The 20,786-nt window shown below is 37.1% G+C and carries 22 protein-coding genes; 7 read left to right on the top strand and 15 right to left on the bottom strand.

Going from position 1 to position 20,786, the window contains the following annotated elements; translation table 11 throughout:
* Nucleotides 1-394 precede the first annotated feature (394 nt).
* The 7 genes from murC to CUC15_RS12775 form a co-directional block, all read right to left on the bottom strand.
* Nucleotides 395-1,711 carry a UDP-N-acetylmuramate--L-alanine ligase gene (gene murC, locus CUC15_RS12745; RefSeq protein ID WP_114917021.1) on the bottom strand — a complete coding sequence of 439 codons (1,317 nt, stop codon included), beginning with the start codon at nt 1,709-1,711 and terminating at the stop codon, nt 395-397.
* 110 nt (nt 1,712-1,821) lie between these two features.
* Nucleotides 1,822-2,937, bottom strand: a complete 1,116-nt coding sequence (locus CUC15_RS12750) for a nicotinate phosphoribosyltransferase (protein ID WP_114917022.1) — start codon at nt 2,935-2,937, stop codon at nt 1,822-1,824.
* A gap of 72 nt (nt 2,938-3,009) precedes the next feature.
* Nucleotides 3,010-5,433 carry a DNA translocase FtsK gene (locus tag CUC15_RS12755; protein ID WP_114917023.1) on the bottom strand — a complete coding sequence of 808 codons (2,424 nt, stop codon included), beginning with the start codon at nt 5,431-5,433 and terminating at the stop codon, nt 3,010-3,012.
* A gap of 214 nt (nt 5,434-5,647) precedes the next feature.
* Entirely contained in the window at nt 5,648-6,253 is a 606-nt protein-coding gene (ytpR, locus tag CUC15_RS12760; RefSeq protein WP_114917024.1) for a YtpR family tRNA-binding protein, read from the bottom strand.
* A gap of 14 nt (nt 6,254-6,267) precedes the next feature.
* Nucleotides 6,268-7,068: a DUF1444 domain-containing protein gene (locus tag CUC15_RS12765; RefSeq protein WP_114918452.1), complete on the bottom strand. Its 801-nt coding sequence runs from the start codon at nt 7,066-7,068 to the stop codon at nt 6,268-6,270.
* A 109-nt stretch (nt 7,069-7,177) separates the two neighbouring features.
* Nucleotides 7,178-7,495, bottom strand: coding sequence for a thioredoxin family protein (locus tag CUC15_RS12770; RefSeq protein WP_114917025.1), 318 nt, complete (start codon nt 7,493-7,495; stop codon nt 7,178-7,180).
* 64 nt (nt 7,496-7,559) lie between these two features.
* Nucleotides 7,560-8,072 carry a hypothetical protein gene (locus CUC15_RS12775; RefSeq protein WP_114917026.1) on the bottom strand — a complete coding sequence of 171 codons (513 nt, stop codon included), beginning with the start codon at nt 8,070-8,072 and terminating at the stop codon, nt 7,560-7,562.
* Between the two features lie 161 nt (nt 8,073-8,233).
* Between CUC15_RS12775 and CUC15_RS12780 the strand changes: the two genes are divergently transcribed.
* A complete protein-coding gene (locus CUC15_RS12780) occupies nt 8,234-8,674 on the top strand; it encodes a YtoQ family protein (RefSeq protein WP_114917027.1) in 441 nt (146 codons plus the stop codon).
* Nucleotides 8,675-9,101: 427 nt separating this feature from the next.
* On the opposite strand, the gene CUC15_RS12790 is transcribed toward CUC15_RS12780, so the two are convergent.
* Complete coding sequence (locus tag CUC15_RS12790) at nt 9,102-9,602, bottom strand: DUF84 family protein (RefSeq protein ID WP_114917029.1); 501 nt, start codon at nt 9,600-9,602, stop codon at nt 9,102-9,104.
* Nucleotides 9,603-9,658: 56 nt separating this feature from the next.
* Entirely contained in the window at nt 9,659-10,726 is a 1,068-nt protein-coding gene (locus CUC15_RS12795; protein WP_114917030.1) for a M42 family metallopeptidase, read from the bottom strand.
* Between the two features lie 194 nt (nt 10,727-10,920).
* On the opposite strand from CUC15_RS12795, the gene CUC15_RS12800 reads away from it, so the two are divergent.
* Entirely contained in the window at nt 10,921-11,235 is a 315-nt protein-coding gene (locus tag CUC15_RS12800) for a PepSY domain-containing protein (protein WP_114917031.1), read from the top strand.
* Nucleotides 11,236-11,269: 34 nt separating this feature from the next.
* Here CUC15_RS12800 and CUC15_RS12805 read toward each other — a convergent pair whose 3' ends face one another.
* Together CUC15_RS12805 and CUC15_RS12810 are read right to left on the bottom strand one after the other, a co-directional pair.
* Entirely contained in the window at nt 11,270-12,127 is an 858-nt protein-coding gene (locus CUC15_RS12805; RefSeq protein ID WP_114917032.1) for a YtnP family quorum-quenching lactonase, read from the bottom strand.
* A gap of 228 nt (nt 12,128-12,355) precedes the next feature.
* A complete protein-coding gene (locus tag CUC15_RS12810; RefSeq protein WP_114917033.1) occupies nt 12,356-13,333 on the bottom strand; it encodes a ring-cleaving dioxygenase in 978 nt (325 codons plus the stop codon).
* Nucleotides 13,334-13,511: 178 nt separating this feature from the next.
* Here CUC15_RS12810 and CUC15_RS12815 point away from each other — a divergent pair, with 178 nt between their 5' ends.
* The 4 genes from CUC15_RS12815 (at nt 13,512) to CUC15_RS12830 (ending at nt 16,374) form a co-directional block, all read left to right on the top strand.
* Complete coding sequence (locus CUC15_RS12815; protein WP_114917034.1) at nt 13,512-14,069, top strand: DUF3967 domain-containing protein; 558 nt, start codon at nt 13,512-13,514, stop codon at nt 14,067-14,069.
* A gap of 92 nt (nt 14,070-14,161) precedes the next feature.
* Nucleotides 14,162-14,296, top strand: coding sequence for a BA3454 family stress response protein (locus tag CUC15_RS12820; RefSeq protein ID WP_114917035.1), 135 nt, complete (start codon nt 14,162-14,164; stop codon nt 14,294-14,296).
* Nucleotides 14,297-14,716: 420 nt separating this feature from the next.
* Complete coding sequence (locus CUC15_RS12825; RefSeq protein ID WP_114917036.1) at nt 14,717-14,899, top strand: hypothetical protein; 183 nt, start codon at nt 14,717-14,719, stop codon at nt 14,897-14,899.
* A 2-nt stretch (nt 14,900-14,901) separates the two neighbouring features.
* Complete coding sequence (locus CUC15_RS12830; RefSeq protein WP_114917037.1) at nt 14,902-16,374, top strand: sodium:solute symporter family protein; 1,473 nt, start codon at nt 14,902-14,904, stop codon at nt 16,372-16,374.
* 145 nt (nt 16,375-16,519) lie between these two features.
* On the opposite strand, the gene CUC15_RS12835 is transcribed toward CUC15_RS12830, so the two are convergent.
* The 3 genes from CUC15_RS12835 to CUC15_RS12845 form a co-directional block, all read right to left on the bottom strand.
* A complete protein-coding gene (locus CUC15_RS12835) occupies nt 16,520-17,848 on the bottom strand; it encodes a DUF4179 domain-containing protein (RefSeq protein ID WP_114917038.1) in 1,329 nt (442 codons plus the stop codon).
* Nucleotides 17,824-18,363 carry a sigma-70 family RNA polymerase sigma factor gene (locus CUC15_RS12840; RefSeq protein ID WP_114917039.1) on the bottom strand — a complete coding sequence of 180 codons (540 nt, stop codon included), beginning with the start codon at nt 18,361-18,363 and terminating at the stop codon, nt 17,824-17,826. The genes CUC15_RS12835 and CUC15_RS12840 overlap by 25 nt, the downstream gene beginning before the upstream one ends.
* Nucleotides 18,364-18,651: 288 nt before the next feature.
* A complete protein-coding gene (locus tag CUC15_RS12845) occupies nt 18,652-19,605 on the bottom strand; it encodes a bile acid:sodium symporter family protein (RefSeq protein WP_114917040.1) in 954 nt (317 codons plus the stop codon).
* Nucleotides 19,606-19,864: 259 nt separating this feature from the next.
* Between CUC15_RS12845 and CUC15_RS12850 the strand changes: the two genes are divergently transcribed.
* Complete coding sequence (locus CUC15_RS12850) at nt 19,865-20,191, top strand: HesB/YadR/YfhF family protein (protein WP_242985847.1); 327 nt, start codon at nt 19,865-19,867, stop codon at nt 20,189-20,191.
* Nucleotides 20,192-20,253: 62 nt separating this feature from the next.
* Here the strand turns inward: CUC15_RS12850 and ybaK are convergent, their stop codons facing one another.
* On the bottom strand, nt 20,254-20,742 hold the full coding sequence (gene ybaK, locus CUC15_RS12855) for a Cys-tRNA(Pro) deacylase (RefSeq protein ID WP_114917041.1): 489 nt from the start codon (nt 20,740-20,742) through the stop codon (nt 20,254-20,256).
* Nucleotides 20,743-20,786: the final 44 nt, after the last annotated feature.

A 20,786-nucleotide genomic window follows, 5' to 3' on the forward strand; every position in this document is an offset into this window, starting at 1 on the left:
ACCGCCCACGTCCTCTGGGCAACATAGAGGTCAACACATCCTGTGGAAGCCCGCTACTCAAAGCTACGCCGTCTCGAACTTCTCGGTCCTTTTTATCCTCCTTTTGAACACTCACTTTTACAATTCTTATTAAGTATTTCCCTCTTGCCTGATTGGTTAAACATATGTAGGGTAATTTTCAAATTGCAAACCTATTCATCCATATACCTAGTATATAACTTTTCTTTATTTTTATCGAGAAAAAGGATAAATAATCTCTCAGTATGAATAAAAAGGCTCATTTTGTATTATTTAGTGCTGCAGGAAATACTGCAATATAAAAAAGATACGATTTCCAACTGTATTGTGAATTCGTATCTTTTTCTATTATTATTTAGTTATTGGGATTTTTTCGTCACTGCTTCTGTACAGTGCCATTTTTTAATGTTTCTTCATACGCACGCTGGAACTTTTGAATATCTCCTGCGCCCATGAATACTAATACCGAATCTTTATATGACTGCAGCACTTCTGTATGATCAATGTCTAATATTTCACTGCCTTCGATCAGTGCTTGGAGGTCATCGATTGTTAGGTTCCCTGATTCTTCTCTTGCTGAGCCGAAAATATCACAAAGGAAAACTTGATCCGCATTACTTAAACTATCTGCAAATTCCTGTAAAAACGTTTTTGTTCTAGAAAACGTATGCGGTTGGAAAATCGCCACAATTTCTTTCCCTGGATATTTCTTTTGTGCAGATTCAATCGTTGCGGATATTTCTTTCGGATGATGTGCATAATCGTCAATTAATACCTGATTTGCAACTTTCTTTTCCGAGAATCTTCGCTTTACACCTTGGAAGGTATACAATTTCTTAATATCATCTGCTTTAATTCCCTCATAATGACAAATCGCAATTACAGATAGGGCATTCAATACATGGTGATTGCCATACATCGGAATTGTAAAATGATCATAATAAGTGTTGCGCACAAACACATCAAATGATGTTCCATGCTCTGTTTCTTTCACGTTTTGTGCTTGAAAATCATTCGTTGGTCCAAAGCCATAATAAAGTACAGGCACCTTCGCCTGTATCTGCTGCAGTTGTTCATCATCTCCACATGCAACGATTCCCTTTTTCACGCGATCTGCCATTGACTGGAATGCATTAAACACATCATCAATGCTCGTGAAATAATCAGGGTGATCAAAGTCGATATTCGTCATTATCGCATAATCTGGCTCATAGCTTAAGAAATGACGGCGATATTCACATGCCTCAAATACAAAATAACTGCTGTCAACGTGACCACTACCAGTCCCATCGCCAATTAAATAGGAAATTGGATAGGTTTCACCTAATACATGCGCTAGCAGTCCCGTTGTTGAAGTTTTGCCATGCGCACCTGTGACCGCGATACTCTTAAATTGCTTTAACCATTCCCCTAAGAAGTCATGGTACCTGAAAAAAGTACAGCCTAGCCTTTTAGCCTCTTCAATTTCGATATGGTCATCGGGAAATGCATTCCCTGCAATAATCGTGTAGCCTTCTTTTATATTGTCTTTAGAAAACGGTAAGATCGGTATATTCTTGTCTTCCAATGCTTGTTGGGTAAAAAACCGCTTATCAACATCAGAACCTTGCACTTTTTCTCCAGAGTCAAACAGAATTTGCGCAAGTGCGCTCATACCTGTACCTTTAATACCAATAAAATGGTAAGTTGTCATAAAACGAACCTCCAACTTGTTCATCAAAAAGAATTAATATTATAGTCGGATAATGTTCACGACCAAGTTACATTATACCAAAAATCATATAAGAGTAAACTATTATATTCCTATTCTGTTACCTTATAGTATTCTACGTTCTCTAAACGGGGATTTGGTCTGAAACGACGACCTTCTTTCGCTTCCGGTGCTCCGTTGAAAATAACAAGATCCCCAGTAAAGCCAATATTAAGATGGAGTAAGCTTCTCCCAACACCATACATATCAACTGGTACACCCTGATTTTCAAATTCTTTGATCCGATCATACGTAAAGCCACCCGTTACCATAATCTTCACATGCTGATAGCCCTCTTCGTCCAATGCTTTTCTTAAGGCAAATAACAGTTCTGGATTCACACCCCTTGGATCAAATGTGCCCATTAAATGATAATTTCTTAAGAAATATTTATCCACTAACGCTCGAGATGTATCAAGTCTTACCGATTTTAACTCATCACCGAATTCCCTTGCTACTTTTAATGAGTCCGTTACAACATCATTATTATAATCTACAAGTGCTGCCAGTTCATCATTCGGAAATGTTTCATGATATGCCTTTGTAGCTGCTACAACATCACCGCGGAACATTTGAATCAATGCATGTGGCATTGTTCCCATACCTTCTTTGCCCCACCATTCATTCATCGCATTCGTTGCTTGTGCCTTTGAACCACCAATATAGGCTGCATATCCGTCGCCAGCTTGTGTCGTATAATGATCATCACGATCGCCCATAAAGATGACTGGTTTATGTTCACCAGAAATTTGCGCGGCTTTTACCACATTGTATACATTTGTTGCCACAGATGTTCTTCTTGCTAATATCCCATCAATAATTCCTTCTAAATATCCAAATTGCTGATATGCACCGGAAATGGTTAATACCGTTTCATACGGCGTAATCTTGTCACCATCCTTCAATGACTTAATTTCTAATGTTTCCGGTTTATCTGCAAATGTGTGAAGCAATGCAATTACTTCATCTGTACCACATAATACGGCTTCTTCCTTTTGGAAAAATTGCATCGTTACATAATTGTTGGGGATTTTTTCCTCCGCGATTTTCTTTGTTTTTAAGAAATATACAGCTGAAAACCAGCCATCTTTAATTCTCTCATCAAATTTAAATGTTTTATTTGTTAATCGATCAAGTTTCCCTGCTAATTTTAAGTCGATTTCTTTCATCGTAAGCTTCTCCTTTGTATCGCATGTCTGATTCTATCATCATATAGACTTTTACAAGATTTTACAAATAGTTTACATCTCTTCTAATTGCGATGCTGTGACTAGGACATCTCTTGGTTTACTGCCATTTTGACCTGAGATTATGCCACGAGTTTCCAACGTATCAATTAAACGGGCAGCACGGTTATAGCCAATCTTGAAATGACGTTGTAATAACGATGTACTCGCACTGTTTTGTCTTAGGATAAATTGAATTGCATCCTGTAAAAGCTCGTCCTCTTCCTCATCAATTGCAACTTGCTCAAGTAATTGCTCTTGCTCAAATAGATAATTCGGTTCTGCAAGTGTTCTAGCATAATTCGTTACACGCTCGATTTCCTCATCTGAAACAAAAGGTCCTTGTAATCTTACGGTTTTCCCTGCGCCGTTTTCTGCAAATAACATATCCCCTTTACCAAGCAGCTTCTCAGCACCACTGACATCAATAATCGTGCGTGAATCGATTTGTGAGGAGACACTGAATGCAATCCTAGTCGGTATATTTGCTTTAATTAACCCTGTTATGACATCAACAGAAGGACGCTGAGTTGCTAATATTAAATGGATCCCACATGCTCTTGCTTTCTGTGCAATCCGACTAATCGAGTCTTCGACATCTTGCGGAGATGACATCATTAAATCTGCTAATTCATCAATGACGATAACAATAAACGGCATTTTTTTGTCAGCGCGACCTTGTTGGATAACTTTTTTATTATAACGCTCAATGTCACGTACCCCTTCATGAACGAACCTTTCATAGCGATCTTCCATCTCATTAACAGCCCATTTTAAGCTCATTGTTGCAGCTTTTACATCTGTAATGACTGGGGATACTAAATGTGGTATGCCATTATATGGTGCAAGCTCAACCATTTTTGGATCAATTAGCAGGAATTTAACATCATCATAATTGGCTTTATAAATTAGACTTATCAGGATCGTATTGATGCATACACTTTTACCAGATCCAGTCGCACCGGCGATTAAACCATGCGGCATTTTCTGGACATTCGTTACAGCTGGCTCTCCTTCAATACTTAATCCAAGCGCAATTGTGAGTGGCGATGTTTCTTTTTTAAATGCATCTGTTTCAAATATTTCTTGTAATCCAACCATTTGTGCCTTTGGATTCGGTATTTCAATTCCAACGGTATTCTTCCCTGGTATTGGTGCCTCAATTCGAATATCTCTAGCAGACATATTTAACTTTAAATCATCACTTAAGCTTTTTATCTTGCTCACTTTAACCCCAAGCTCTGGATGGACTTCAAATCTTGTTACGGAGGGCCCTTGGGTTGCTTTCACAACTTTCGCCCGAACATTAAAATGTTCCAATGTTTGTTCAAGTAATGCTTGCTGATTTTCCACCCAAACATAATTTTCATCACTCTTTGGAACTGGATCATTTAATAAATGATCTGGAATATAAGTTTCTTTTCTCTCAACTTGTTTTACTGCTTGACCTGTATTTGCTGCGTGTTTGCTTATGCTTGACGCTGGTTTCATCGGCACAATATTGCTCGTTGCTGATCTTTGTTCGTTCTCCTGCATTACCACCTGATGTATTTCCGGCGCTTCCTTTTGTAGCTCTGAAACCCGATTCTGTTCGTTTTCTGCATTTGCTAACCGTTTGCGTTTTTCAAATAAATTCTTTTTATCTCTTGGTGTCATGATGACATTAAATGGTGATTTATTCTCAACGCGTTGTTTTTGTACCGGCTCTATTTTTCTTACGTTCGATGGTGCTGGCTTCTTATCCTTTTTACGAATGATTTCATCCTGCTTGATTTCCTTATGTGCTTGATAATCCTTCTGATTGTTTTCACGAGATATTTGGCTTTCTTCCTTTTTAGCCTCGCCAATTACTTGTTGTACTTCCTGCTTTGGTTCCTCTAAGGAGTTTACTTCAACATTGATACTGTCTTTTGCTTGTGGAACGATTACAGGTTTCATTTCGGTTGGTTTTTCTAATTTCTCTTCTACTGTACTTGCAATTTGACTCTCTTGCTCCGTTTTTTCTTCTTTTCGCATATATGCTGGCACATCTTCAATCTCTTTTCTCCTCTTTTGTAATCCGTAGATTGGCGATGGAACCTCTGATACTTGAAATGGTGTATTCGTCTTTTTATATACTTTATTACTTATTTTTTCAGGACTTTTATTTTCCTTAATTACTTTTTCTTCTCTTTTCCTTTGATAATTAGGTGTTTCCTTTCTTAGGTGATTAGGCGTATCTTTCTTTCGATAGGCAGGTGTATTATCCGTTTGTTTCTTCCCAACCCTCTCATCTGGGATTACAGGAAACCGAAAAGAAGATTTCTTAGGATATTGATAAGTTACCCTCGCCTTTACGTTTTGGGCTGCATTGTCGTGAGAGGTTTCTCTCTCAGTATGCTCTTCCTCTTCTTCTTCTCCGAATATACTTTTAAATTTATTTTTCCATTGTTTCCACATATGTATTCACTCATTTCCATTTCCATAAAATCATTAATTTCTATTTTATCATTTTTTCCCGTTCCGTGTAGCCTATCTTTTCGAATAGACCAAGATGATATTTCACATTATTTTACTTGGAGCCAATACTACTTAGAAACAAAGGCATTAAGAAACTAGTTATCCCTCCTTACTGAAAAAAACAACCCAAACTGTTAAGCTGGGTTGTTTGTTGTTAAAACTTAAATTCTTCACCAATGGTATAGGAATCATCAAGCACATAAATTCCCTTTTCTTTTGGTGCATTTGGTAAACCTAGTTCTTTTTGCGAACAAATCATACCGTTTGAAGGCATACCTCTAAGTTCTGATGGTTTTATTTGCAGACCGCTCGGCATTGTTGCACCAACCTTCGCAACCACAACTTTTTGATTTGCGTCCACATTTGGTGCGCCGCAAACGATTTGCAGTGGCTCTTCTTCACCAACATCTACTTGACAAACACTCAATTTATCGGCATTTTCATGTGGGCCTTTACTAAGTACATAACCAACAACAAATTTAGGGCTTAAATCAAATTCAAGTGCATCATCCAAGTTATTTTCTGTAAATAATGCCTTAAGTTGCGAAAGTAATTCTGTCGTTAAGCGAATTGTTCCGGTACCTTGAATTTCAAAATGGCTAGCTGCATTGAAAATATTATAACCAAGAATACTGCCATCTGTTGACGAGATTTTTGTTATATCACCAAATGCTTCCTGTTTTATTTCGTATCGATCTCCATCTTTTAACGGAATAAGTAAAACATCACCGATTCCATTTGGATTGTAGAATACATCCATTTAATTCATCCTTCCTAATCTTTTACTGGACGATTTTTAGCGAGAATAAAGATTGGCTCCAATTTTTTATTTTCATAGATAAGTGGCAGTGATGTAATTGGAATTCGTCCTTCTGCAAAAAACTTCATCGTCATTTGTGCTAATATATCATACCCTGTATTGTTCCTGATGTCAGCAAGAATCAATACATCCTGGTGTGGTACTGCAACAACTAGGTCTCCATTAGTATTTGCTTTCATCTCTTCTAAAAATGCTTCATTCAAAATTCGACTTGCATCATAGCCGTCCTGTGTTGCGATGAAGTAAAAATCATTTTCCGCAACCGTATCTTTTTTTGACTCCGTTGATAATGAACGGACGTTGAAGCTGGCAATTTCATCGATTCTTTCTTGCTCCCAGCCTTCTTTTTCAAGCAATGCTTCATCAATCAATTGGTATGATTTACCTAAATCAAGGGCATAAAAAATACGCGTTTCCGCAGTATGATCTTTCGTAATCAATTTCGTACCACGCTTCGTCTCTGTTGGAAATGAGGTGGAACGAATAACAGGAAAAATATGCTTCTCCATTCCTGCAAGATTATGCTCCTCATTCATAATTCTTAACGCTTCTGTTACATGATCTTCAAGTTCATCAAGTGCTGCTTCTCCACGCTCCTGAAACTTGCCTATGACACTTGGCAAGGAAATTGTCATCCCCCGCTTCGATTCCCTCCACTCGATTCGAAGCGTGTCCTTGTCACGATTAAAAGAAATATTATAGGCATCATTGGCAAATCGCTTCTGCAGCCTATTTTTCATTTGAAAACTTGTCATTTTCACGATCTCGTTTCCCTCCTTTTCGAAAAACAGATCTGTATTTTTGAGCAGGCATACAAATATGACATTAGCTTGACTTGCTAATGTCATCCATCACTTCATCCCGTTAAGCAGATAATCCTTCAATAAAGCTTGTGATTTCTTCTTTAGTTTTACGGTCCTTGCTTACAAATCTTCCCGCTTCTTTTCCATCTTTATAAGCTAAGAAGCTAGGAATTCCCATTATACCGTGCTCCTGACAGATCTCAATGAACTTATCCCGGTCTACATGAACAAATGTATATTCTGGAAATGCCTTTTCAATTTCAGGAAGTTCTGGTTCAATATATCGACAGTCTCCACACCAGTCCGCAGAAAACATCATAATTACATTTTCATTTTGTACTAATTCATTATATTGTTCAATTGATTCTAATTGTTTCATTCTTAGTCAACTCCTTTTTTCATATAATAACTTTGTTTAAGCTGCGTTTCAATTGATATGCCTTTTACCGTTCTGTACTGATGAATTTAGCCATCTTCATCATTTCAAGTGCATCCTTATCTAGATTTCCCTTTGTTGTGTAGGTAGTTATTTTTACTCCACCAACACCAACCTGTAATTCATAGCCTTCTCCTTCATCCTCTAGGATACGAATATATCCGAAACTCTCTTCATCCTTGAATGATTCCAGCGCTAACGCCTTTTCTGTTTGTGTTGAATGATAATTCAATTCACTCATACTGTCTTCATTGATATTATGAAACACGATAAAAGTTTGATCCCCATCTTCTAAAATAAGATTTGTGGCATCACCACTCTGTACTTTTACGTTTGCCGGAAGATATAGTGCCTGTCCGTTCACTTCATCATTCGCTTCAATTGGAGATTCATCTTCGAATGCTTGTTTTGCTGCTTCTTTCGCGTCCATAATAGCATTTTCCTCTGATTTCAAGCTGCAGCCACTTAGAACCAATATCATAAATAGAGCGAAAATAATGACTCGAATGTAACTATTCATCAAGCTCGCCTCCTTATTTAGTGCTTTTATACCATTTAATATCTTACTAAAGATTTGTACCGATTTAAACCCCTGATTTAGAAAGCATGTGCAAATCATTTGCAATTCTCTCATGATTAGATACGATTAGTTTAAATTGAAATAATTATGGAGGGGTAATTATGGAATTTATCGTGTATTTAGCAGGGCAAATTCATGACGATTGGCGAGAAAAATTAATTAAAAAGGTAGAAGAGAGAAATTTACCGTTTACCTTTGTTTCACCACAGACCAATCATGAGCGTTCAGATAATATAGGTGAGGATGTTTTAGGAAAACAGCCTTCTAATCTTTATAAGGATGCTGCAGCATCATCGATTAATAACTTTAGAACAGAAGTATTATTACAAAAAGCAGACATAGTCATAGCACTTTTTGGTGAGGAATATCGCCAATGGAACACAGCAATGGACGTGAGTACTGCAATTTCGATGAATAAACCTACTATTATTATCCGACCAGAATCCTTAATCCATCCATTGAAAGAGCTTTCCAGCAAAGCGAATGTTACTGTTGAAACCGTAGAACAAGCTCTCGATGTATTGGCGTATATTTTTGATTAAACTTGTTTACTAAAAGACGGCTGCTTTTCAGAAACTAAGATAATCATGAGTAGTTGATACAAGTGACAATTGTGTCTTCCAATCTAGACATTCGTTTCAATTCACAAACGAGTTTTGAGTATGTTGCTACAATCAACGTAGATATTTAGTGTGTGTTTGTCATTCTATTTTTCTAGATCTACTCTATCCCCAGCGGAAGAAATACACGAAGACTCCTGCGGGAGGAAGGGCCTCGGCGAGTCTTCGAAGTGCGAAGCACAAGAAGGCTCGCCAGCCCCCCGCGGAAAGCGAAGTGTATTTCTGGAGCGACGGCCAAGGAAGCAAATATCATCCTAAGTTATTTCGCAGTTTTTCTAGTTTTAACAAAAAGTTGTGAATCGAACTTGATTAAAAGAGCAGCAGGGATAAATTGTATCGCTGCTGCTTTTTATTTCCAGTATTCCCATTGCCCACGAAGCAGCTTGACGACATGTGCAAACATTTCTTTCCTAGAAACAAGATCATTTGTGAATATACCAATTGTTCCTTCGTGCGTACTAACTTCTTTCCTGTTTGCATAGTCATCCATGATCTCCCCTAGTTCAAAACCATTCTTCAGCGATTCGACAAGTTCATTTGGCAAAGCAATTCGTGCACCACTTGCTGTAAAAATGCGCCAATCCTCTGCGACTAATGCTCCCCAATTACATAAATATAATGTATCACCAACAAACATCACGCCACCTTCTAAACCTATCCCAATTCCGTTTGTCGTGTATTTCCTGCATTCCATTGCTCGATTAATTGCCCCTTGTTTCGTTTCCTCATCGGAAAATGGTTGTGCGGATACTTTTGATTTTGCTTCAATTGCATTCACTTGATCACTTTCAAATATTTCTGCAACTGCTTGAACTTTTGTAGGATTCTTTGAACCAATAATAATCTCCATCTATACAACTCCCTTAAAAATAGCCGCCACCATAATGGTGACAGCTAATCGTCATGTTAATTCGAATTCATAATGTGATTTACTGTATTTTGATCTGTTTCTTTCACTAATTTTACAAGTAATTCCTTTGCTGCAGCGTAATCATCGATGTGAATAATCGATGCAGCTGTATGAATATATCTTGAACAAATTCCAATTACAGCAGTAGGCACCCCTTCTCCACTTAGATGGATTTTTCCGCCGTCAGTACCACCTTGCGAAATAAAATATTGATAGGGAATGTTATTGGATTCAGCTGTATCAAGCACAAATTCTCGCATCCCTTTATGCGTAATCATCGTCCGGTCAAAAATTCTTAGCAATGCACCTTTTCCTAACTGACCGAATGCCGTTTTGTCACCTGATGCGTCATTTGCAGGAGATGCATCGAGAACATATGCAATATCTGGGTTAATCATATTTGTCGCTACTTGTGCCCCTCGCAATCCAACCTCTTCTTGTACCGTCGCACCAGAATATAATTTATTTGGAAGCTTTTCTCCTTGCAGTTCTTTTAATAACTCAATTGATAATCCGCAGCCATATCGGTTATCCCATGCCTTTGCAAGAATTTTATTACTGTTTGCCATCGGTTGGAATGGTGTAACTGGTACGATTGAATCACCAGGTCGTACCCCAATTTTCTTTACATCTTCTCGATCATCTGCACCGATATCGATAAGCATATTCTTGATTTCCATCGGTTTATTCCTCTGCGCATCTGTTAAAAGATGTGGCGGAATCGAACCAATTACACCAATCACTGGACCATTTGCTGTTATAATTTGCACTCGCTGTGCAAGTAATACTTGGCTCCACCAGCCACCTAAAGGTTGAAACCGAATCATACCATTTTCCGTTATTTGCGACACCATGAATCCAACTTCATCCATATGCCCAGCTACCATAACCTTTGGACCGTCGCCATGTTTCACACCAAAGACACCGCCAAGATTGTCTTGTATGACTTCATCTGCATATTTTTCTAATTCTTCTTTCATATATGCCCGAACAAGATGTTCATTCCCCGATGCACCCGGTAGTTCTGTTAAATTTTTAAAAAGATCTAACGTCTCTTGGTTCAATATAATCCCTCCACTTTTTACTATGTAATGACCTCATTATACCGGAAAGCGATTTAGATTTTCCACTCCCTGCTTTAATTGGGAAAATTCCCCTACAGCATCATAACGTTTTCATTTTCATATTTTATATTGTATACTATTTACTAATAGAAACGGCAAACATATTGATTATTATCTTAAAGTAGGTGAAGGAAATGAAGAAAAGAGATATCTTTCTCGCATTCGGAATAGGTGCAGCTGTAGGTTTCTTGGCGAAGCAGCAAGTCGATCTTTATCAAAAAATTTCCCCAGAAAAAGCATTACATAATGCAAAGGAAGCATATAAGAAAAACGGACCAATCAGTGGCTCATGGATTTATATGAAACCAGAGGAAATTGAAAAAAATGGCCTTGTATTTAACGCATATCGTGGTGGGATTACGCGTAGTATCGACGGTAAAAATAAGCAATATGAATTTTATGTAGATTTAGAAACGGGTGGCATTATCGAATCCGTACAGACTGCTTAATGAAAAAAGAATCGGCACATCGGCCGATCCTTTTTTATTTATATGGATATCGAACACGCGCCACTTCGGCTATCTTCTCTCCTGCATGATTAAATTTAATTGCACGATAATAGGCATCATGATAAAAAGTGTACCACGCTTCCTTACGATAACCATAAGCCATCCAATACTCCTTCTCATGCACTGAAGTGACTGGATAATCATCATATGCAAGTGCCCATAATTTATTCTGATGTGCATGTGTCGGCATTAAATCGGCCATATGGATGAAACAATCTTCTCCATCCTCAAAAACAATAATTGAATGACCCTCACTATGACCTCCAGTATGAATCAAACGCAGGCCTGGCACAATTTCAATTTCGTCAGCAAATGTTTCTACCTGTTCCTCAACGGGCTGCCAATTGCTCTCGAAATACGTGTTCACAGAGCGAATATTCGGATTGCGCATCTCATTCCACTCAATCGCAGATGTATAGATTACCGCATTGGTAAATTGCGATATGTAAGTTTTCTCTCCTGCTTTCTTCGTTAAGCCATTCGCATGATCATAATGTAAATGCGTCATTAACACCGCGTCAATATCGTCAGCAGATAACCTGAGTTTAGCTAACGACTCATTAATTGAAGCTTGTTCTATTACACCAAAATTTCGTAATTGTTTTTCCGTTAGTTTATCATTTCCTTGCCCTGTTTCGATAAGAAAATGCTTCCCATCGATCTGCAAAAGAATCGGGTCAGCACGCAGTTCAATCTGATTTTTCTCATTATGTTGGTATTTCTTTGCCCACAATGCTTTAGGAACCACCCCAAACATTGCCCCACCATCAAGAAACGATACCCCTCCATTTAACCATGTTAACTTCGCTCTTCCTACTTGTAATTGCTCCATCAACTCAGCCCCTTTCATCTCTTTTTAGTGTAACGAATGATATCGCAATCCGCAAAAGTTAGCACCCAATCTATCTGAATTGTTATAAAACATTAGAAAACTAAGGTTTAACCAAGCCCTTCGGTGACAGCCTTAGTTGCACTTATGTAGTAAGAAAATCTCTATACTTTCTTAACTACTAAAAAATCCGCACGATGTCCATAATGAACAACGAGCGGATTTAACTGCTTATTCTTTCACAAAATCAATCGTACTTCTAACCGTATCAATTGGGCGCACCATTTTTTCAATTGACTCACGTTTTGGTTCCAAAAACGGAGGTAAAGATAACTTTTCTCCAAGTGTTTCATAAGGTTCATCCCCCATAAACCCAGGGCCATCTGTTGCAAACTCAAATAAGATTTGTGGTGCAACTCTTGCATATAATGACTCGAAAAAGTGACGATCTACATATCCAGATGTTGGGAATCCAAAGCTGCTCATTCGTTCAATCCACTCTTCTAAGACAGCGCGATTCTCAACACGGAATGCCGCATGATGCACTGTTCCAAATCCTTGACGAGCAGGTGGTAACACTACATTCTTCTCAACATAGATTTGCGCTCCATTGCCACCATCACCAACTTCAAATAAATGCAATGATCCATCTTGTGCAATCTCTTTAAATAATAGAACCTTTTCTAATACTTCCTTGAAATAATCGAATTGTTCAATACGTACATGGATCGGTCCTAATCCTGTTATCGCATATTCAAGCGGTACTGGTCCTTTTTGCCATGGCGTTCCCGATGCAATGCCTTTGTCATTTTCATCAGAAATCAATTGATATTGCTGATCATCGAAGTCAACAAAGGAAAGGGTCTTCACACCAAACGTTTCTTTAATCCCCGTATGCTTCACCTCTAGACGGTTAAAGCGTCTTACCCAGTAGTCTAATGCAGCGTCTGTTGGCACCCTGAAAGATGTTTTATAAATTTCATTCGTCCCATGCTGCCCCTTAGGAATTCCCGGAAAATCAAAGAACGTCATATCAGTTCCCGCGCTCCCCTTATCATCTGCGAAAAACAAGTGATATGTTTGAATATCATCTTGGTTTACTGTTTTCTTCACTAAACGCATTCCTAAAACATTCGTGAAAAACTTATAATTTTCTTCAGCACTGCTCGTAATTGCGGTTACATGGTGCATTCCTTTTAAATGGTTCATGGATCATACCTCCATTATAGTTAAAATATTTTTATTTAAAGTATCTTTAATTCAATATAAATATACACTGAAATAGATAGATTGTCAAATAGGCCTACTCAAAAAATATTCGATTATTTTTTCGTAATAGAAGGAAAATTAAGAATTAATGTTGAACTATTCAATATGGGGTGATAATATGGAAAACGATATGGGTATGAATGAGAAGGCTTATACAACTAGTGAAATAGCAGTAATGCTCGATATGGGTGTCACAACAGTGAGGAAATATGCACAATATCTCGAGAAGGTTGGCTATGAGTTTTTTAAGACAAAGAATAATGCACGATTATTTGTAGACAGTGATATTATGGCACTTCGATACTTAAAGGAATTAAGGGGAAAATCATCGATTTCAGTAGAACAAGCAACGAATATTGTGATTGAGAAGTTTAGCAAGGAAGCAAACAGGGAAATACAACAAGAGAGTCCTCCAATTCTGCAGCCTGCTAATAAACAATACGATGAATTAAAAGGCATGATGGAAAACCAAAATGCGCTTATAAAGGAACTGGTCACACGATTAGATAAACAACAGGAACACATTAATAATCGGTTAAATGAACGTGATAAACATTTAATGCAAGTTATGAATGAGCGCCTAGAAACACAGCGCTTGACCGCAGCATCAATTGAAGAAGCTAATGCTAAAGGAAAATCTACCTTCTTCAGCAGACTTTTTAGTAAAGCAAGATGATATATTGCTTTCCATCTGTATTCCTGAGAAATTTAAAAACTAACTAATATACTTTGGTTTTAACACAACAACTATAGAAAGAGGTGGCATTAATGATACAAGTAAATGTTACAGTTCAATTTTCTGATCGTTATTATCATACTAATGTAATTACACATCGGGATTCAACGGAAGAGGAAATTTTCCAGCTTGCATTAAACCAAGTTCAACAACAATGGAGAGTGTAGAGGATTCATGTGCACCAATCCAAACTAACATCCCCATGAGTTAACCACAACAAAGGCACGATTAATTCAATGTAAAAGCTATTATTCTTCCTGACAAACAATTTAGGTAAATGCCACGAATCGAATACCAAACCTAAAAATAGACCCTTATACCATTATTCTTAATATCCTCTTAAGAATATAGTGGTATAAGGGTCTATTTTGTGCTAGAGCAATCTAAGATTAATTCTTCCTGCACTTACAACAGAACAGTGAAATATATTACTTATCATTTTTCTCCTAACTGTATTAAGTAAATTAGATAGGCAAAATAATTATTATTTGATATTATTCTTATTATACTTTATGGTAAATGAGTTATTTTTTCTATAACAGGGAAAACTAAGTGAAATACTGCACATAATATTAGGGGGAATTGATTTGAAGGCAAATGAATGGAAGTGGGCATTAGCGATTTTAGTAATTATATTATTAGCTTATATACTGCCGTATACAATTTTAACGGAAGTAGCTAATTGGTATGGCAGCTTATTAATATGGATCGTGCTAACACTTATTGTTATAATAATGAATTATTTTATTTCTAGGAATTGGGGTAAATAGAGATGAGCACAACTTATGTATGGTGGGCAATTGCAATATATGTTTTGGCATCGCTTTTTGTTGCCTATTTATCAAGAAGCGGGAAACAATCAAGTATGTCTAGTTATTTCATAGGGGATCGAAAATTAAATGGGTTTGTGTCAGCACTAAGCTATAGCGCAACAACTTACAGTGCATTTATGCTAGTAGGACTATCAGGGCTAACTTATATGGGTGGTGTTGGCGCTTTAGGATTTGAGCTTATTTATTTAATGGGGGTTTCCTTAGTTGCATTTTTTGGTCCCAGATTTTGGTTAGTCGGAAAGAAATACGGCTATGTTACACCTTCTGAAATGTTAGGAGATCGATATGATAATAAGGCTGTTGCAATTGTTGTTTCAATCTCAAGCTGTTTGTTTTTAATTCCTTATAGTGCAGTACAACTTGCGGGTGTGGGATATTTATTACAAGGGATGACAGACAATGCAATATCATTTACAACAGGAGTCATTATCGCAACGGTACTTGCAATCGTATTTTCGTTTATTGCTGGAATTCGCTCTGTAGCATGGACCGACTCCCTGCAAGCATTATTTATGATTATTACATCCACTGTAGTAGTAATTATAATAATAAGTAAATTGGGTGGGTTAGGAGATTTCATACATACATTAGAAACCGATCATTCCGAATTACTTACAGTGCCTGGTAATGGTTTTTGGAATTTCACAACTTTTCTAGGGATGACAATACCATGGTTTTTCTTTAGTCTTTCCAACCCACAAGTCAGCCAAAGGCTCTATATGCCAAAATCCCTGAAAAGCTTAAAAACAATGTTAATGGGCTTCATGATTTTTGGTTTTATCTATACTATAGTTGCTATCGTCTGGGGATTTTCTGCAGCTATTAAATTCCCTGGATTAGAAAATGCTGATTTAGCTACACCATTACTACTGTCTTCTGACCTGGTACCACCTATTTTAGGAGCCATTGTCATGGTCGGAATTATGGCGGCGGCAGTATCAACTATTGATTCGATCCTGCTTACATTATCATCCTTATTCGCTCGTGATGTTTATGGGAACTTAAAGAAAGGTGCTACAGATTTGATGCAGCTTCGTGTTGGGAAATTAGTAATCCCAATCATTGCAATACTAGCATTTCTATTTGCAGAGCTTGAAGTAAATTTAATTGCGGTACTATCCGTAGCATCCTCCGCTGGATTACTAGTAGTAGTTCCAGCTATTATCGGTACTTTCTTCTGGAAAAGAGGAACAGCAGCAGGAGTTCTAACAAGTGTCATCATTGGTGGATTAATCGTAGTTATTATTGAATTGACACAAATAAAACCATTAGGACTTGCATCCGGAATTTGGGGAATCGTTATCTCAACACTTTTATTTATAATTGTGAGTTTATTAACAAAAGCGCCTGAAAAGAAAGCAAATGAATTTCTTGGATATATTAGGACAGCATTGGAGAAAGAGAAACGGTAATAAGAAGTGGCAGCACATAGTGCCTATCACTCCCGAAGATTGTCGAAACAACTTTTAAAACTACAGCAATTGTTAGTAAAAAAAATCAAACCTGTATTAGTGATTATTTCACTAATACAGGTTTGTTTATATTCAGCGCTAGCTTCTATTTTTCTTCTTCAACTCCAGTTAAATCAATCGTCACCTCAAGCTCCTCTAAAAAGTTTGGAGCATGCAGTTTCGATGTAGAAAAATACAATTCGTCTATGACGCCTCCCTCTAACTTAGCTGTAATTTGGTATTTATTGTTTGTTCCATCCACCAGTTTAGGCGCTTGATCATTGAAATATCCCGTTCCATCTTGATCTTCTATCCAAACATTATTAGCTTGCTGATAGGCATCGGTACCATCTGTTTCTAAAGTGATAGTAGCGACATCATCTTTCTTTACTACATCCAGAATTTTCACCTGACCAATTTCACCTTGAGAGAGCGTGATTTCTTTGCCTTCCCATTTTTCTCTTACAATCTCCAGCTCAGTTTCTTCTGTATTATATAGAAATGGTTTCACAGTTAATGATTTAGGAACATTTTCTAACGGTTCAAAGTAATGTTTAAATGTCCATAAAATTTGCCCATTCTCATTTCCACCATCTCCACCGCCACTAAGCGGCTGAAGAATACGTCCGTCATTATCAACAACTTGATAATCCATATTCATGTATTTATCACTAATATCCTCATCCATTACTACACGAAAATCTATTTCCGTACTAGTCGGAAAGAAGGTTATCTTATCATAATGCATAACTAAATCTTTCATTCCTTTTGTTTGATTCACAAGAAATGATTGATTTTCACCTTGCAATACAATTGGCAGCGCTATTTCCCAATCTTTATTTTCATACCTTGAATGTATCCCAAGCATAAATTGATCCCCCGGAAGCTCATCCTTATCAATATCGATTGTAAAGATACCTGCATAGTCTCCATTTTCTAAGAAATCTCCTCTTTGTCCCATTCCATAACCATAAGTAAGGCTTTTTCCATCGATTGTTAATTGTAAATTATAAAAGAATTCCTCTCCAAACACTCCATCAACTGTTTCCGATTCTATGAGATAGCCAATATGAATGGTTGAGCCGTCATATAAACTTTCGGTAAAAATAATCGTCTGCCCTCCTACCTCTATTTCTTCCCCTAATAAAGTGGTGAGCTCCTTCTCACTACCTTTTTGCTCACTAATATCTCCAATCATGCTGAATATAGATCCAATAACAGGAACTGATTTTATTGTATCAGCTACCGTTGGAGAGATTAATGATGCACTAACAATAAAAAGTATACTTGCTATGATGGCTATAGCTACATAAGAAAAAATATGAGGTCGTCTTTTTCTTGGCAGTTGGTTTAATGATTCTTGTATCCGCTCATCAACAACGGTAGGCATCGTTCGGTTAACTTTACTTTTTAATTCTTTTTCCCATCTGTCCATTTGATCCCCTCCTCCTTTTTCAGCAGTATATCCCGCATTTTTTCACGTGCCCTTCTAAGCCTTGTCTTTATAGTGTTCTCAGGCACTTCAAATATTAATGCCAAATCAAAAACGGAAATATCCTCAATATGAAACATTTTTAGTAATTGTGATTGTTCCACTGGCAAGGCATCTAGTATTTGTTCAAGTTCAAATTGTTCATAACCAACTTCCTCCGCTGAAGGCTCCACCCATTCTTCCATGGAAATCAGATTCTTCCTTTGCCGATGAATTTGATTACATTCATTGATAATAATCCGACATAGCCATGTCTTAAAATAAGCAGACTCACGTAATGTACGAATGTTTTGGAACGCTTTTAAAATAGCTTCTTGAATGGCATCCGCACAATCCTCATCCCGACTTAGGATTGTTTTAGCTACCCTATACATTATGACGTTGTGGGTAACAATTAGGGTTTCAAAAGCGGTAACGTTTCCCTTCTGAGCCTTTTTCACCTCTTTAACAATATTCAATACATCTACTCCTTTCCGTTTGACCTATTAGTTAGATGATGTAAGGCGATGAAAGGTTTCATATAAATTTAATTGCTGGAAATTCACGAAGTTTGCCGAGCATATGATTCAAGACTCTATAGTAAAGCAATTAAACCTAGACTTGGCATTTCTTAAGTAGTCTACCTATCCGCTAAGTGGCTATTACTCCTCTTGGTTTATCAAATAATTACCATAGAAAAAACCTGTATGAGGAATAATCAATCTTCGCCATACAGGTCTTTTCTGCTTTTTACATCAATAAATAAATTAAGCTACTATCTTATGGTCTTTATTATCTTTATCTCTTTTCCCCCACCATGTTGCAAGAAGTGGGCCCGAGATATTATGCCATACACTGAATATAGCACTTGGTACAGCGGCAATTGGCTCAAAGTGAACAATAGCAAGCGATGCACCAAGACCAGAATTTTGCATCCCTACTTCGATAGAGATCGCTTTTTGATCTTTAAAATCAAGTCTTAATAACTTGGCTACTATATAACCAAATAATAATCCTAAACAATTATGTAATACAACTACAGCAAAAATTAAAAGACCGGAAGTAACTATGGATTCCTTATTAACAGCAACAACGGCCGCTGCCACTCCAACAATACCAATAACCGAAACGAGCGGTAAAGCTGCAACACTCTTGTCAACTTGTTTACTAAATAATAAACGAACAACCACACCTAAAACAATTGGAATTAATACGACTTTAACAATTGAAAGGAACATGTCCATGAATGATACCGGCAACCATTGACTTGCAAGTAAAAGGGTTAATGCTGGAGTTAAAATAGGTGCAAGCAATGTTGAAATTGCTGTGATTGTTACTGACAACGCCGTATTTCCCTTCGCTAAAAATGTCATAACATTTGATGCTGTTCCACCTGGACAACAACCAACTAATATTACCCCTACAGCGATTTCTGGCGGTAAATTGAATACATATGCAAGTCCAAATGCCGTTAATGGCATGATTGTATATTGCGCAACCACCCCAATAAGAACACTTTTCGGTGCTTGAAAAACCCCTTTAAAATCATTTACAGAAAGGGTAAGCCCCATCCCGAACATAATGATTCCTAGTAAAAGCGAAATATGTGGTGCAATCCAAGCAAATCCTTCTGGCATTAAGAAGCTAAGTACTGCAAAGATAATCACCCAAATCGCAAACGTACTTGTAGCAAAATTACTGATCTTACCTAATGTTTTCATTTCTGTGTCCTCCTGCTGATAACTGATAGTAATGAATAATTAGAATGCTTAAGATACTAGCAATATTCACCTAGTTATTTAATTAAAAATACTATCATAATTTAGAATTATATTCTAGTGCATTTATTAAAATAGTCGAAATAATAAGAGACATCTTCATATTTAGGAGATAGATTAATCGTAAATTGTATTGCTACACAATAAAAATGCAGTGTGCTAAACTAAAAGCAATGATGGTGGAAAGGAGGATTCACAGAAGTTGAATTCTGCGAAAACTAAAATGATGAAAATTAAAGTATCTGATAATGCACATAAATGGTTTAAAGAAGAAGTAGGCGTAGAAACAGGGAGAGCTGTTCGTTTCTATGGAAAAATATATGGGAGTACGGAGGTTCATGATAATTTTTCCGTTGCTATTCAGGTTACAGAACCATCCAGCGATCTATTAGGAGAAATTACGATTGATGGCATCACATATTTTGCAGAAAAGGCTGATGATTGGTTCTTTAGTGGATATGATTTTGAGGTTGATTATGATGAATCTACTGATGATGTAAAATATCACTTTATTTCACAAAAATCTTAAATAGCTAAGAAATGATTCACTCAATTAACAAGAGTGAACAGCTAGTTCGCTCTTGTTAATCTTTATTCTAATGTAAAATCAGAAAATACTGCAGCCGTCACTTTTTGCAAGTCATGTGGAGTTAGTTCAACTTGCATTCCCCTCTTTCCTGCTGAAACAATAATCGTTTTTATTGATTGTGCATTTTTTGCGATAAAAGTAGGAAAAGTCTTTTTCATGCCAATTGGTGAACAGCCACCGCGAATATACCCTGTCACTGATTCTAATTCCTTCATTGGCAGCATTTCCATCTTCTTATTGCCACTCAACTTTGCGAGAGCTTTTAAATCTAGCGTATTATTTGCTGGAATACACGCAACTGTAATTCCTGTTTTATCCCCTTTTGTGACAAGGGTTTTATAAATTTTTTCCACCGGCATCGCTACTTTTTCAGCGACAGTTACAGCGTCGATATGTTCTTCATTCCACGGGTACTCATGCACCACAAAAGCGATCTTTTCCTTTTCTAATATACGTATTGCATTTGTTTTATGTATTTTTTTCTTTTTCATTTTCATGCCTTCTTTGCAAATAATACTTCCGACGATTGTATCGT

Origin of the sequence: Oceanobacillus zhaokaii, assembly GCF_003352005.1 — a bacterium.
Taxonomy (GTDB): domain Bacteria; phylum Bacillota; class Bacilli; order Bacillales; family Amphibacillaceae; genus Oceanobacillus; species Oceanobacillus zhaokaii.